This is a genomic window from Nonomuraea sp. CA-218870, assembly GCF_050936535.1.
Classification (GTDB): domain Bacteria; phylum Actinomycetota; class Actinomycetes; order Streptosporangiales; family Streptosporangiaceae; genus Nonomuraea; species Nonomuraea corallina.
This window is the reverse complement of sequence record NZ_JBNJMN010000001.1, coordinates 4507328-4520085: the sequence shown is the minus strand read 5'-3', so window position 1 is coordinate 4520085 and position 12758 is coordinate 4507328. Positions and strand designations below refer to the sequence as shown.

The 12758-nt window shown below is 73.6% G+C and carries 13 protein-coding genes and 1 riboswitch; of the genes, 9 read left to right on the top strand and 4 right to left on the bottom strand.

What is annotated here, in order from left to right; translation table 11 throughout:
• Window positions 1-63 precede the first annotated feature (63 nt).
• Window positions 64-1017 carry a radical SAM protein gene (locus ACQEUU_RS21965; RefSeq protein WP_433068646.1) on the top strand — a complete coding sequence of 318 codons (954 nt, stop codon included), beginning with the start codon at window positions 64-66 and terminating at the stop codon, window positions 1015-1017.
• A gap of 39 nt (window positions 1018-1056) precedes the next feature.
• Here ACQEUU_RS21965 and ACQEUU_RS21960 read toward each other — a convergent pair whose 3' ends face one another.
• Both ACQEUU_RS21960 and recD2 read right to left on the bottom strand, forming a co-directional pair.
• Complete coding sequence (locus ACQEUU_RS21960; RefSeq protein ID WP_433068644.1) at window positions 1057-2244, bottom strand: Ig-like domain-containing protein; 1188 nt, start codon at window positions 2242-2244, stop codon at window positions 1057-1059.
• Between the two features lie 160 nt (window positions 2245-2404).
• On the bottom strand, window positions 2405-4621 hold the full coding sequence (gene recD2, locus ACQEUU_RS21955; protein ID WP_433068642.1) for an SF1B family DNA helicase RecD2: 2217 nt from the start codon (window positions 4619-4621) through the stop codon (window positions 2405-2407).
• A gap of 272 nt (window positions 4622-4893) precedes the next feature.
• Between recD2 and ACQEUU_RS21950 the strand changes: the two genes are divergently transcribed.
• The 7 genes from ACQEUU_RS21950 (at window position 4894) to ACQEUU_RS21920 (ending at window position 10409) form a co-directional block, all read left to right on the top strand.
• Complete coding sequence (locus tag ACQEUU_RS21950; protein ID WP_270159131.1) at window positions 4894-5256, top strand: hypothetical protein; 363 nt, start codon at window positions 4894-4896, stop codon at window positions 5254-5256.
• Window positions 5257-5442: 186 nt separating this feature from the next.
• Window positions 5443-5871: a DUF6623 family protein gene (locus ACQEUU_RS21945; RefSeq protein WP_433068640.1), complete on the top strand. Its 429-nt coding sequence runs from the start codon at window positions 5443-5445 to the stop codon at window positions 5869-5871.
• A gap of 69 nt (window positions 5872-5940) precedes the next feature.
• Window positions 5941-6007, top strand: a riboswitch (guanidine-III (ykkC-III) riboswitch).
• Between the two features lie 32 nt (window positions 6008-6039).
• Window positions 6040-6354 (top strand): DMT family transporter, encoded by a 315-nt coding sequence (locus tag ACQEUU_RS21940; RefSeq protein ID WP_270159133.1) that lies wholly within the window; start codon window positions 6040-6042, stop codon window positions 6352-6354.
• A gap of 93 nt (window positions 6355-6447) precedes the next feature.
• Window positions 6448-7464 (top strand): alpha/beta hydrolase family esterase, encoded by a 1017-nt coding sequence (locus tag ACQEUU_RS21935; protein WP_270159134.1) that lies wholly within the window; start codon window positions 6448-6450, stop codon window positions 7462-7464.
• 73 nt (window positions 7465-7537) lie between these two features.
• On the top strand, window positions 7538-8914 hold the full coding sequence (locus ACQEUU_RS21930) for a serine hydrolase domain-containing protein (protein ID WP_433068637.1): 1377 nt from the start codon (window positions 7538-7540) through the stop codon (window positions 8912-8914).
• Window positions 8915-8965: 51 nt separating this feature from the next.
• Complete coding sequence (locus ACQEUU_RS21925) at window positions 8966-9514, top strand: hypothetical protein (protein ID WP_433068635.1); 549 nt, start codon at window positions 8966-8968, stop codon at window positions 9512-9514.
• Complete coding sequence (locus ACQEUU_RS21920) at window positions 9498-10409, top strand: alpha/beta fold hydrolase (RefSeq protein WP_270159137.1); 912 nt, start codon at window positions 9498-9500, stop codon at window positions 10407-10409. Before ACQEUU_RS21925 ends, ACQEUU_RS21920 begins: the two co-directional genes overlap by 17 nt.
• Window positions 10410-10419: 10 nt before the next feature.
• On the opposite strand, the gene ACQEUU_RS21915 is transcribed toward ACQEUU_RS21920, so the two are convergent.
• On the bottom strand, window positions 10420-11322 hold the full coding sequence (locus ACQEUU_RS21915; protein ID WP_433068633.1) for a LysR family transcriptional regulator: 903 nt from the start codon (window positions 11320-11322) through the stop codon (window positions 10420-10422).
• Window positions 11323-11393: 71 nt separating this feature from the next.
• Between ACQEUU_RS21915 and ACQEUU_RS21910 the strand changes: the two genes are divergently transcribed.
• Window positions 11394-12116 carry a CTP synthase C-terminal region-related (seleno)protein gene (locus ACQEUU_RS21910; RefSeq protein ID WP_433068631.1) on the top strand — a complete coding sequence of 241 codons (723 nt, stop codon included), beginning with the start codon at window positions 11394-11396 and terminating at the stop codon, window positions 12114-12116.
• A 112-nt stretch (window positions 12117-12228) separates the two neighbouring features.
• On the opposite strand, the gene ACQEUU_RS21905 is transcribed toward ACQEUU_RS21910, so the two are convergent.
• Window positions 12229-12645: an SRPBCC family protein gene (locus ACQEUU_RS21905; RefSeq protein WP_433068629.1), complete on the bottom strand. Its 417-nt coding sequence runs from the start codon at window positions 12643-12645 to the stop codon at window positions 12229-12231.
• Window positions 12646-12758: the final 113 nt, after the last annotated feature.

Here is a 12758-nt window from a genome sequence, read left to right as displayed (position 1 = left end):
CGGGTGACAGGGTGTTCGCCGTTCGGGTTGAAAACGGTGTCGAATGCGTGTTCCACTTGGGTGGTGGGTTGGGACGCGCGGCCTCTGGTGGAGGCGGCCGGTGAGCGGCCGCTGATCGAGCGGCGTGCCGTGCTGCGCGGGGGTTTCTACGAGACGCAGGCGCGGGTGGTGATCGAGCGGGTGCCGCCGGTCGTGGGGATCGCGCAGCGGTGGGCGGTGTCGCCTTATCGCGGGTGCGTTCATGCCTGTCTGGGGTGTGGCGCCCGGGCGGGTCATCGGCGGCTGGGGCTGGACGCGGGGCGTGATTTCGACACGCGGATCGTGGTGAAGCCGAACGCGGTGGCGCGGTTGCGGGCGGAGCTGGCGCGGTGGGGTGGTGAGCCGCTGGCGGTGGGGGTGAGCGGTGACTGTTATCAGCCGGCGGAGGAGACGTACCGGTTGATGCCGGGGATCGTGACGGCGCTGGCGGAGGCGGGGGTGCCGGCGACGGTCTACACGCGTAGTCCGCTGGTGTTGCGGGACGCGGCGTTGCTGGCGGAGTCCGGGGTGCGGGTGGCGGTGTCGATCGCGTTCGTGGACGAGCGGATCCGGCGGGCGGTGGAGCCGGGCGCGGTGGGGGCGCAGGCGCGGCTGGAGCTGGTGGCGTCGCTGGTGGAGGCGGGGGTGGACTGCCGGGTGCTGATGGCGCCGGTGCTGCCGTTGCTGAGTGACGGCTCCGATCAGCTGGCGGCGACGGTGCGGCGGATCGGGCAGGCGGGGGCGCGGGCGGTGGAGCCGGTGGTGTTGCGGCTGCCCGCGGGCACGCGGTCGTGGTTCGGGGCGTGGCTGGGTGAGGCGCATCCGGGGCTGGTGGCCCGTTATGAGGAGCTGTACGGGCGTGACGGGTTGCCCTCTCCCGCTTATGAGGAGCGGATCGTGGGGCAGATCGCGCAGTTGTGCCGGGTGTACGGGATGCGGTGCGGTCCGGGTGAGCCGGAGGCGCGGGAGCCGAGGTTCGGGCAGCTGTCGCTGGTGTGACCGCTCCCCCGCGCCGGGCGGCCGGTCAGCGGGGAGGGCTCAGCTCCGGTCCTTCAGGGCGCTGCCCTTCTTCCACTGGTTGAACGACATCTGCCAGAAGCCCCAGCCGTTGTTCCATTCGAGTTCGCGGTCGGTGCCGGTGATCTCGACGATGTCGCCGCGCTGGAAGTTGTCGTAGAACCATCTGGCCTGGTCGGGGCGGGCGTTGATGCAGCCGTGGCTGACGTTCTGGCGGCCTTGGGCCCAGACGTTGTTCTTGGCGTGGACGTACTCGCCGCTGTTGGAGATGCGGACGGCGTGGTCGACGATGACGTCGTAGTAGCCGGGGTCGCCCTTCTCGCGTCCGGGGGAGATCATGCGGACGGGGTTGGCGCGCTCCATGGTGAGGTGGACGCCGCTGGTGGTGGTGTATTCGCGGGTGGTGGCCTTGCCGGCGCTGATGGCCATGGTCTGCACGCGCTTGCCGTTGCGGTAGACGTACATCATGTGCTTGTTGACGTCGACCTTGCTGACGACCTTGTCGCCGATGGTGATGTCGTAGTCGTAGTTCTTCATGCCCCACAGGTCTTTGCCGGCCTTGACGCCGTCGAGGGCGGCGTTGAAGGTGACGGTCTGGTTGGGGGCCCAGTACTTGGCGGGGCGGTAGATGGCGTAGGAGTCGTCGATCCAGCGCCAGGCGCCGTCGGCGGGCTTTTCGGCCTCGACCTTCAGGGCGCGTTCGACGGCGGCCTTGTCGGCGACGGGCTGGTTGAACCTGACCATGATCGGCATGCCGATGCCGACCTTCTCGCCCTTGATGTTGGGGGTGACGTCGGTGATCTGCAGGACGCGCTCGGGTTTGCGGGTGGTGAAGGCGCTGGTGGCGGTGGCGGTGCCGGCGGTGGCCGAGACGTTGTAGCCGGTGGCGGGCTTGAGCGGGGTCTTGGAGACCCATTTGGTGCGCTCGGTGTTGAAGGTGCCTTCGATCTGGCCGTCGTCGCCTTCGACGGTGACCTCGTCGAGTGCGCCGCCTTCGGCGGTGACGACGATCCGCTTGCCGGGGTTGACCTTGGCGCTGCCCTCGGCGGGGGTGATGGTGAGGGTGGGGGGTTCGGGGGTGGCGGAGGTGGTGGCGTCGGACGCGCCGGGGCCGGTGCCGGCGGGCGCGGAGCATGACGCGGTCAGGGTCGCGGCGGCGAGCAGGGCGACGCCTGTGGCGGTCTTCCTCCAAGGTGTGGTGATGGTCAACGGAACCTCTCCCCAGTTACGTGCGACGCACTAAAAGACCCTAATGCTCCTGCCTGTATGACGGGAATTGGTTTGGGAGAGTTCAGTCACATTTCGATCACTTTTGGTGGGTGAGGCGCAGGTCAGCGGGGCGGCGCGGCCGGGAAAACCGGTGACGGGGTCATGGCGTGCGGGTGAGCCGGTGGGTGAGGCCGGTGTGGCGGCGGCCGGCGCCGCGGGTGCGGACCGCCTGGGCCAGGGCGCGGCGGGAGCCGACGATGACGACGAGCTTCTTGGCGCGGGTGATGGCGGTGTAGAGGAGGTTGCGCTGCAGCATCATCCAGGCGCTGGTGGCCAGCGGGATGACGACGGCGGGGTACTCGCTGCCCTGGGAGCGGTGGATGGACACGGCGTAGGCGTGCGCGAGCTCGTCGAGTTCGTCGAAGGCGTACTCGACGCTCTCGTCCTCGTCGGTCAGGACGGTCAGGGCGTGGTCGTCGGGGCGGATGTCGGCGACGACGCCGACGGTGCCGTTGAACACGCCGGCGGCGCCCTTGTCGTAGTTGTTGCGCAGCTGGGTGACCTTGTCGCCGACGCGGAAGACACGGCCGCCGTGGCGGCGTTCGGGCAGGCCGTCGCGGGCCGGGGTGAGCGCTTCCTGCAGGGCGGCGTTGAGCGCGCCCGCGCCGGCCGCGCCGCGGTGCATCGGGGCCAGGACCTGCACGTCGCGGCGCGGGTCGAGACCGAAGCGGCGCGGGATGCGGCGGGCGGCCACGTCGACGGCCAGGGCGGCGATCTCGTCGGGCTCCTCGCACGGGAACAGGAAGAAGTCGTCCAGTCCCGCCAGCTGGGGCTGCAGGCCGGAGTTGACGCGGTGGGCGTTGACGACGACGCCGGACTCGGCCGCCTGCCGGAAGACCTGCGTGAGCCGTACGCGGGGGATGTCGGCGGCGGCGAGCAGGTCCTTGAGCACCTCGCCGGCGCCGACGGACGGCAGCTGGTCGACGTCGCCGACGAACAGCAGGTGGGCGCCGGGGGCGACGGCCTTGACGAGCCGGTTGGCCAGCAGCACGTCGAGCATGGACGCCTCGTCGACGACGACGAGGTCGGCGTCGAGGGGGTTGTCGCGGTCGAAGACGGCGTCGCCGCCGGGGCGCAGCTGCAGCAGCCGGTGGACGGTGGTGGCCTCGTGGCCGGTCAGCTCGGACAGGCGTTTGGCGGCGCGGCCGGTGGGGGCGGCCAGGATGACCTTGGCGCGTTTGGCGCGGGCGAGGGTGACGATGGAGCGGACGGTGAAGCTCTTGCCGCAGCCGGGGCCGCCGGTCAGCACCGCCACCTTGTGGGTGAGCGCCAGGCGGACGGCCTGGCGCTGCTCGCCGGCCAGGTCGGCGCCGGTGCGTTCGCGCAGCCACGACTCCACCTTGGCCCAGTCGACGTCGGCGAACGCCTTGAGCCGGTCGTGGCCGTGGTGGAGCAGGGTGAGCAGGGAGCCGGCCAGGGACTGCTCGGCGCGGTGGAACGGCGGCAGGTAGACGGCCGGGACCTCGTTGTCGCCGGCGGGCACCTGCTCGCGGACCACGCCCTCGGCGGCGGCCAGTTCGTCGAGGCAGGAGGCGGTGAGCGGGGCGGGCACCTCCAGGATCTTGACGGCGTCGGCGACGAGGTTGGGGGCGGGCAGGTAGCAGTGGCCGTCGTCGGCGGCCTCGGACAGGGTGTAGCGCAGGCCGGCCTTGACGCGTTCGGGGCTGTCGTGCGGGATGCCGACGGCCTGGGCGATGGTGTCGGCGGTCTTGAAGCCGATCCCCCACACGTCGTCGGCCAGCCGGTACGGCTGCGTGCGGACGACCTCGACGCTGCGCTCGCCGTACTGCTTGAAGATGCGCACCGCGATGGAGGTGGACACGCCGACGCCCTGGAGGAACACCATCACCTCTTTGATGATCTTCTGTTCTTCCCAGGCGTCGGCGATCATGCGGGTGCGTTTGGGGCCGAGGCCGGGCACCTCGGCCAGGCGGGCGGGTTCCTTCTCGATGACGTCGAGGGTGTCGGTGCCGAAGTGGTCGACGATCCGTTCGGCCATCTTGGGGCCGATGCCCTTGATGAGGCCGGAGCCGAGGTAACGGCGGATGCCCTGGACGGTGGCGGGCAGGACGGTGGTGTAGGAGCGGACCTCGAACTGGCGGCCGTAGCGGGGGTGGGAGGTCCAGCGGCCGGTCAGCCGGAGCGACTCCCCCACCTGGGCGCCGAGCAGCGGGCCGACGACGGTGAGCAGCTCGGAGCCGGAGCGGCCGGTGGTCACGCGGGCGATGGTGTAGCCGCTGTCCTCGTCCGCGTAGGTGATGCGTTCCAGGACGGCGTCGAGCGACGAAAAGGGTGGACCGTCCGCGCCGGGCTTCACACCAGACCCCTCTCCCGCCTGTCTTTCCGTGGCAAGGGTAGAGCAGCATGGGCCCGCCACCGAGCCGGCATGGCAAAGGGGGGCGCCGGCTCGTGGATGTCCGCGCGGGCGGCGGTCGCGATCGGGCAATGGTCCGGCGGGCCGCACTGGACACGAAGGGTAACTGTATCGATACTCTTCGCATTCGTTCCGTTCCCTGATCTCGCACCGTTCCGGCCGGCGCCGCGCCGGCCGGTCGTCATGCCTGTCGGGGACCAAGACAAGGAGAAACCGTGCGGTCCAAGAAGTCCCTGCTCGTTTCCCTCGCCGCCCTGGCCACGGCGGGCTGCGTGACGGCCGCTGTCGTCGCGCTGCAGACGTCCACGCCGGCCGAGGCCGGCACCGGCCGTTCGGCGCTGCCGCCCGGCTACCAGCTCGTCACCCTGCCCAACGCCAACGTGCCGAACTTCCAGCGCCGCACGCTGTACTGCCCGGGCTCCAAGCGCGTCCTCGGCGGCGGCGCGGAGGCGCAGGGCAACGGCGCCATCCTGGTGGGGTCGTTCCCCACCGACGACGGACGCGGCTGGATCGCCCTGGGCCGCCAGATCGGCTACAACAGCGTCGGCATCAGCGTCTTCGCCATCTGCGCTGACTGACCGGCCCCTGCCGTCACCGGCCCCGTCCGTGCGGCGGGGCCGGTGCCTGCCGCGTATCCCCCGGCCACGGGACAAGACGAGGCGGCGGCAGGGTGGATCGCGACCGGCCGCGGGGTATGCCAAGGACACGTTCACCCCCTCGGGCGCGGCTGCCGCCTGACGTCCGATCGACGACGAGGAGGAACCGTGGCACTGACCGCCATGTGGACCCACGGCAACGCGGTGATCCCCGAAACGCCCGACCTCCTTCTCCAGTGCACCCGGTTCGGTTTCGGCACGCAGGTGAAGCTGAAGAGGGGCACCCAGCAGTGGTTTCACGTGCCGATGCCCACCCCCGTCATCCTCGCCGGGGTCCGCCCCCGGCTGAAGCGGATCTTCATCCTGGGCAACTCGGACGTCAGCAGCTGCATCCGGCGGGTGCACATCTTCGACAACACCAACCGGATCGAGGACCGCGGAGTGCTCATCTGCGGCAACAAGCTCTCCATCACGCCGGACAACACGATCACGATGAACCATGGCGTTTCCTTCGGGCTGGGCATCACGATGTTCATCGACTCGTCGTCCTTCGAAGCGTCGTACTTCTTCGCGGGATTCGGCTCCGACTGGGAGTGATCCCGTTCCTCCGAGAGCGCCGGGCCCGGCACCGGGGGGCGGGTGGTAGCGTCTCTTGCGGCTGCCCGCCGTGGGTCTCCCCCGCAGGCACGCCCCGGACGAGCGCGTCGTACCCGGCACGACAAGACGACGTGGACCACAGGTCGGTTCTCTCGGAGGTGTGTCGTCATGGCGTGGATCGTGCTCGTCGTCTCGGGTCTGCTGGAAGCGGTGTGGGCGGCGGCGCTGGCCGCCTCGCAGGGCCTGTCGCGGCTGCGTCCCAGCCTGCTGTTCGTGGCCGCGCTGGCCGCGAGCATGGCGGGGCTGGGGTACGCGCTGCGGTCGATCCCGGTCGGCACCGGCTACGCGGTGTGGGTGGGCATCGGCGCCGTCTGCACCGCGGTGTACGGGATGGTCTTCCTCGGTGAGGCCGCCACGACCGCCCGGCTGGTGTGCCTGGCGCTGATCGTGGGCGGGGTCGTGGGGCTGAAGGTCGTGCACTGATGGGCGTGCGCTGAAGGTCGTGCGCTGAAGGGCCGGCGGCCGGGGGACACTGGAGCCCGAGGGTCGGGCCGCGAAGCGCGGGAGGTGGGTGGCTTGGCCGGGCGCGGGCTGGGCGTCATCGTGGCGGCGCTCCTCAGCGTGACGGTAGCGGCCGCGGGCTGCTCGGCGCGGCCCCCGGCGCCGGTCACCTCGGCCACCTCGGCCACCCCGCCTGCCGCGCCCACCGGCACGCCCACCGGCACGCCCACAGCGGTCGCGGCGCCGGACGGTTGCGACGGCGGCGGGCCCCGGCTGAAGGAGGGGCGGCACACGATCGAGTTCGCCGGGATGAAGCGGGAGTTCCTGCTGGCGCTGCCCGACGGCGACGGCCCGCACCCCGTGCTGCTCAACCTGCACGGGCTCGGCTCCAACGCCCGCGAGCAGGCCGCCTACAGCCGGCTGCCGCGCGCGGGCGCGGCGCGCGGCTACGTCGTGGCGACCCCGCAGGTGGCCGAGGACCGGCTCGCCTGGACGCTGCCGCGCGGGTTCGGCCCCGACGACACCGGGTTCCTGGGGGCGCTGCTGGACCGGCTGGAGCAGCGCCTGTGCGTGGACCGGCGGCGCGCGTTCGCGGCCGGGCTGTCGTACGGGGGCGGGATGGCCGCGGCGCTGGCGTGCGGGCTGCGCGGGCGGCTGGCCGGGGTGGCCGTCGTCGCCGGGCTGAGCCTGGTACGGCCGTGCCAGGACCCGCCGCCGGTCACGCTGGTCGCCTTCCACGGCACCGCCGACCGGGCCGTGCCGTACCGGGGCGGGCATCCGCTGCGTGACGCCACCGGCGACCTGCGCAAGCTCGCCGACCTGGTGACGTTGCCGCCGGTGCGGCGCAGCGCCGAGGAGTGGGCGGCCGCGCTCGGCTGCCCGGAGCCCGAGGTCAGCTCCCCCGTACGGTCGGTGCGGCTGCGCGCCTGGGACGGGTGCGAGCGGGGGGCGGCCGTGCGGCTCTACACGATCGACGGCGGCGGTCACACGTGGCCCGGCCCGATCGAGGTGCCCCGGCTGGGCGTCACCGCGCGGGGGCTGGACGCGACCGCGCTCATCCTGGACGCCTTCGACGCCGCGGAGCCCCGCTGATCCGCGAGGTAGGCGGGGATGACGGGGTTCGTGAGATCGTTGGGGTTTCGGGGGAACGCCTACCCTGGTGCCCATGACGCTGGTGGGACAGGTGACGGCTCGTGCGCTGATGCGCCGCCTGGCCGTCGAGCAGAACGGATCGCGTGTTCCCTCGATCGTGGCGGCGATCGTCCGCGACGGGCGGATCGTGTGGCAGGCCGGGCGCGGCCGTACGACGGGGCCGGCCGGGCCGGACGCCTCCCGGGTCGCCGAGGGGGGCGAGCCGACGCCGGCGACGCAGTACCGGCTCGGGTCGATCACCAAGAGCATGGTGGCCGTGGTGGTGATGCGGCTGCGTGACGAGGGGCTGCTCGACCTGGCCGACCCGGTGGGCAGGCATGTGCCGGAGGCGCGGGCCGGGGAGGCCACGATCGCGCAGCTGCTGTCGCACACGGGCGGGCTGACGGCCGAGCCGCCGACGGACTGGTGGGAGCGCACGCCGGGGGTGCCGGCGGGCGAGCTGCTGGGCCGGCTCGGGCCGGGCGAGGTCAAGCACCGGCCGGGACGCCGCTACCACTACTCCAACGCGGGGTACGCGCTGCTGGGCGAGGTGGTCGCCCGGGTGCGGAAGGCGCCGTGGCTGGAGGCGGTGCGGGCCGAGGTGCTGGAGCCGCTCGGGATGCGGGACACCACGGCGCGGCCGAGGCCGCCGCACGCCACCGGTTACGCCGTGCACCCGTACGCCGACGTGCTGCTGACCGAGCCCGAGCACGACCACGCAGCGATGGCGCCGGCCGGGCAGCTGTGGTCGACGGCCGGTGATCTGGCGCGGTGGGCGTCGTTCGTGGCCGGTGACACCGGCGGCGTGCTGGAGGCGGGCACGCTGGCCGAGATGCGCGAGCCGGCCACGGTCGACGACGGCGACGCCTGGACCGGCGGTTACGGGCTGGGGCTGCAGCTGGCCCGCCATCAGGGCCGCCGACTGGCCGGTCACACGGGGTCGATGCCGGGGTTCCTGGCCACCGTGTGGGCCGATCCGGCGGAGGCGACGGGGGCGCTGTTCCTGGCCAACACCACCTCCGGGGTGGGGCGGACGTTGCTGTTCGACCTGCTGGCGATCCTGGACGAGCACGAGCCGCGGCTGCCACGCGAGTGGGCGCCGCAGGCCGCCGACCCCGGGCTGCTGGCGCTGACCGGGCTGTGGCACTGGGGGCCGGCGCCGTTCACGCTGCGGCTGCTGCCCGATCGCGGGCTGTCGCTGGCGCCGGTGTCCGGCGGCGGGCGGGCGTCGCGGTTCGTGCCGCGCGAGGACGGTACGTGGCTGGGGCTGGACGGCTACTACGCGGGCGAGACGCTGCGGGTGGCGGCGGATCATCTGGATCTCAACTCGTTCGTCTTCACCCGCGAGCCGTACGATCCGCGGGCGCCGATCCCGGGAGGCGCGGGGGAATGGCACACCCCCAATGCTTGACGTCATACGTCAAGTACTTGCTATGGTTCGTCAAGTAGTGCGGGAGGCGACATGACCCACGATGGACACGGCCAGGAACACAGGGACGAACACGACGCGCTCGAAGGGGACATCCTCCGGCTGGTCGGCAGCAGGCTGCTCGACCCGCTGGAGATCCTCCTCGGCGACGGCAGCGGCAGCGGTGACGGCGACGGCGACGGCGACGGCGGCGGCGCGGCCGGGGCTCTGGAGGAGCTGCGCGCAAGGGCCCGGCACGACGCCGCCACCTGGGCGGCCGACCTGCTCGGCCCCGACCGGTCACGCGCCGTCCACACCGGCGCGCGGCTGATCGCGGTCCTGTACCCGGGCGACGCCGCCTTCGACCCGCCGCCCGAATGGTGGCGCACCCCCCTGGGCCGGGCGATCGCCCGGCGCGTCGGCCATCCCTCCGCCGACCGCGTCCCGTACGCGGTCGCCGGGGCGATGCTCGGCATCACCCGCCAGGGCGTGCACGACCTGGTGCGCAGAGGAAAGCTCCGGCCGCACCCGGACGGCGGCGTCACCACGCGCTCGGTCCGCGAACGACTCGACCCCGGAGGGGTGCATGGAGACCATCCTTGACGGCGACATCCCGATCGCCGTCCACGACCACGGCGGCGACGGCCCGCCGTTGCTGCTGCTGCACGGAGCGGGCGGCAGCCTGCTCGCCTGGGCGCCGGTCGTCGCCCACCTGACCGGGGTGCGGCCGGTCGCGGTCGACCTGCGCGGCCACGGCCGCTCCGGCGACGGGCCGTGGACGTGGAAGGCCGTCCTGGACGACCTGGACCACGTCGTCGCCGCGCTCGGACTGCGCGAGCCCGCCGTCGCCGGGCACAGCCTCGGCGGCATGCTGGCCGGCCTGTGGGCCGAGCGCCACCCCGCCTGCCCGGCCGCCGTCAGCCTCGACGGCCACCGCGCCGCCGAGACCCACCCCGCCAACTACGCCGGCCTCGACCCCGAACAGGTGGACCGCGGCCTGGCCGTGCTGCACGAGCTGTTCACCCAGCAGGTCGCCATGATGGCCCGGCCGATGACCGCCGGGCAGGCCGAGGAGTTCCTGGAAGGGCAGCGCGCCTTCGCCGCCGCCCAGGACGTCGACCCCGAGACGTGGGTGCGGTCGCTGCGCCGCAACCTGCGCCCCCACGACGGCGGGTTCCTGCTGCGGCCAGGCCCCGGCGTCACCGGCGCGCTGCGCGAGCTGCCGGAGCTCGCCGACGCGCTGCCCGTCTTCCGCCGCCTCACCGTCCCGTTCCTCATCGTCAACGCCACCCGCAACCCGCCCGTCCCGCCGCCGCTGGTCCCGCTGATGGACGCCTACCGGGCCGGGCTGCGCCGCGACCTCGCCGCCCTGGCCGCCGAGCGTCCCGCCGTCGAGGTACGGGAGATCGACGCCGGGCACGGCATGGTCGCCGAACGGCCGGCTGAGGTCGCCGCCCTGATCAGCGCGTTCGTGCGCCGCCACACCGAGGCCGCCTGACCCGCGGCCCTCAGCCCGGGCCCGACAGCCCGGCGGCCAGTTCGGCGGCCAGTTCGGCGGCCAGTTCGGCGGCCGGGCCCGGAGGCAGCGTGCCGTGCAGCAGCTCCACCCGGTGCACCAGCCGCGGCGCCAGCACCGCGACCCCGCTCAGGCCCGGCACCCCGGCCGCGGCGGAGGCGGGCAGCAGCGTCAGGCCGTGCCCCGCCGCCACCAGGTTCACCACCGCGCGCACGTCCTGGCCCGTGTACGTCAGCGCGGGCCGGAACCCGTCACCGGCCAGCTCCCGCAGCCGCTCCACCGGGCACAGCGGCGTCTGCAGCCAGCGCGCGTCCACCAGGTCCGCCAGCCGCAGCCCCGGCCGCCCCGCCAGCGGGTGACCCGCCGGCAACGCCACCACCAGCGGCTCCTCCCCCACCCCGGCCCGGGTCAGCGGACCCACGTCCGGCATCCGCAGCGGGTCGCTCGGCGCCGCGATCCCGTCGGCCAGCCCCAGCTCCGCCTGCCCGCCCGCCACCAGGTCGGCCACCTGCGCCGCCGGGCAGGCGCGTACCCGCACCGTCAGCCGCGGCTGGGCCGCCCGCGCCCGCGCCAGCCGCCGGGCCACGACCGCGTTCAACGCGGCCGGGGCGGCCGCCAGCGTCAGCCGGTAGGCCGGCGCCGCCGCCGTGCGCCGCACGTCGGCCCGCGCCGCCTGGATGCGCAGCAGCAGCGGGCCGGCGTGTTCCAGCAGCCGCAGCCCCGCCTCCGTCGGCTCCACCGGGCGGCGCCGCAGCAGCGTCAGCCCCAGGTCCGCCTCCAGCGCCGCGACCTGCTGCGAGACCGCCGACTGGGTGTAGCCGAGCTCGTCGGCCGCGGCCGAGAACGAGCCGAGCCTGGCCACCGTCACGAACGTGCGCAGCACATGAGGATCCATCAGCAACGCTTATAGCAGATGCACAGATCATCGTTGGCGGTGAACGCCCATCCGGCTCCACGATGGGGGGCATGAACATCGCCCTGGTCGCCGACCGCTCCCCAGGCGTGCGCGCCCACACCCGGATCCCTCTGCTCATCGACGCGCTGCGCGAACGTGACGGGATCGCGCTCGACCCGTACTGGATCCCCACCACCGAGGCCGCCGCCCCCGGCGGACTCGACGGCTTCGACGGCATCTGGGTGCTGCCCGGCAGCCCCTACCGCAGCGAGGACGGCGCCGTGGCCGCCGCCCGCACCGCGCGCACGCGCGGCATCCCGTTCCTGGGCACCTGCGGCGGCTTCCAGCACCTGCTGCTGGAGTACGCGCGCGGCGTGTGCGGACTGGACGTCGCCCACCAGGAGAACACCCCCGGCGCCGCCGACTTCCTGCTCACGGCGCTGAGCTGCTCCCTGGCCGGGCACGAGGGCGAGATCCGCCTGACGCCCGGCAGCCTCATCGAGCAGATCATGGGCGCCACGGTCACCGTCGAGGCCTACAACTGCTCCTACGGGCTGAACGAGACGTACAAGCGGTCACTGGAGGCGTCGGGGCTGGTGTTCTCCGGTCACGCCACCGACGGAGAGGTACGGGTCGCCGAGCTTCCGGGGCACCCGTTCTTCGTCGGGACGCTGTTCCAGCCGGAACTCGCCGGGGACGGCAGCCGCGCCCACCCGCTCATCGCCGCCTTCGCCGCCGCCGTCGCCCGCCACGCCGTCGCCCGCCACGCCGCCTCCCGCACCCCGGCCGCATGAGCCGGTCCTGAACCGGCGCGGCCGGGGTGCGGGGGCCCCGGCCGCGCCGCGACAAGAGCCCGCGACAAGAGCCCGGGACGGAAGCCGGGACGGCGGGACGGCGGGACGGCGGTCAGAGGAGCCGGGCCAGGCGGCGCAGTGACAGCCGGGCCGCCGCGTTGACCACCGGCCGGGCCAGCGGCCACAGCAGCCACCCCACCGGCCCCAGCGGCGGGCGCAGCCGCTCGGCCCAGATCACCCGGCTGCCGCCCGCGCACTCCTGCACCCGGATCACCCCGTCGCCGCGCACCACCCGGCCCAGGTGCCGCATCACCACCAGGTGCGGCGGCTCCCAGCGGCTGATCGTCATCACGTCGAGGAACCCCAGCGGCCACACCCCGGTGTAGGCCTCCACCCGCTCGCCGACCTGCCGCGCCGAGGTCAGCACCATCCACTCGCGGTGCCGCGGCCAGTCGGTCACCAGCGCGAACACCCGCTCCGGCGGCGCCGGCACCCGCACCTGCGCCGCCGCGTACACGTGACCCGTCACCTCGCCGACCTCCTCTCACCAAGCCTGCCGCCGTGGACGCCCCCGGGTCTTCCCCGCCTGCCCGCCCCGAACCACCGCGCCCGGCCCGCAACGGGGTGCTGGTAAGAAATGTG

Excerpts from the sequence above, each read along its gene's own strand:
- ACQEUU_RS21910 (WP_433068631.1), top strand. The coding sequence starts at position 11,394 with ATGAACATCGCCCTGGTCGCCGACCGCTCCCCAGGCGTGCGCGCCCAC.
- ACQEUU_RS21920 (WP_270159137.1), top strand. The coding sequence starts at position 9,498 with ATGGAGACCATCCTTGACGGCGACATCCCGATCGCCGTCCACGACCAC.
- ACQEUU_RS21940 (WP_270159133.1), top strand. The coding sequence starts at position 6,040 with ATGGCGTGGATCGTGCTCGTCGTCTCGGGTCTGCTGGAAGCGGTGTGG.
- ACQEUU_RS21930 (WP_433068637.1), top strand. The coding sequence starts at position 7,538 with ATGACGCTGGTGGGACAGGTGACGGCTCGTGCGCTGATGCGCCGCCTG.
- ACQEUU_RS21925 (WP_433068635.1), top strand. The coding sequence starts at position 8,966 with ATGACCCACGATGGACACGGCCAGGAACACAGGGACGAACACGACGCG.
- ACQEUU_RS21915 (WP_433068633.1), bottom strand. The coding sequence starts at position 11,322 with ATGGATCCTCATGTGCTGCGCACGTTCGTGACGGTGGCCAGGCTCGGC.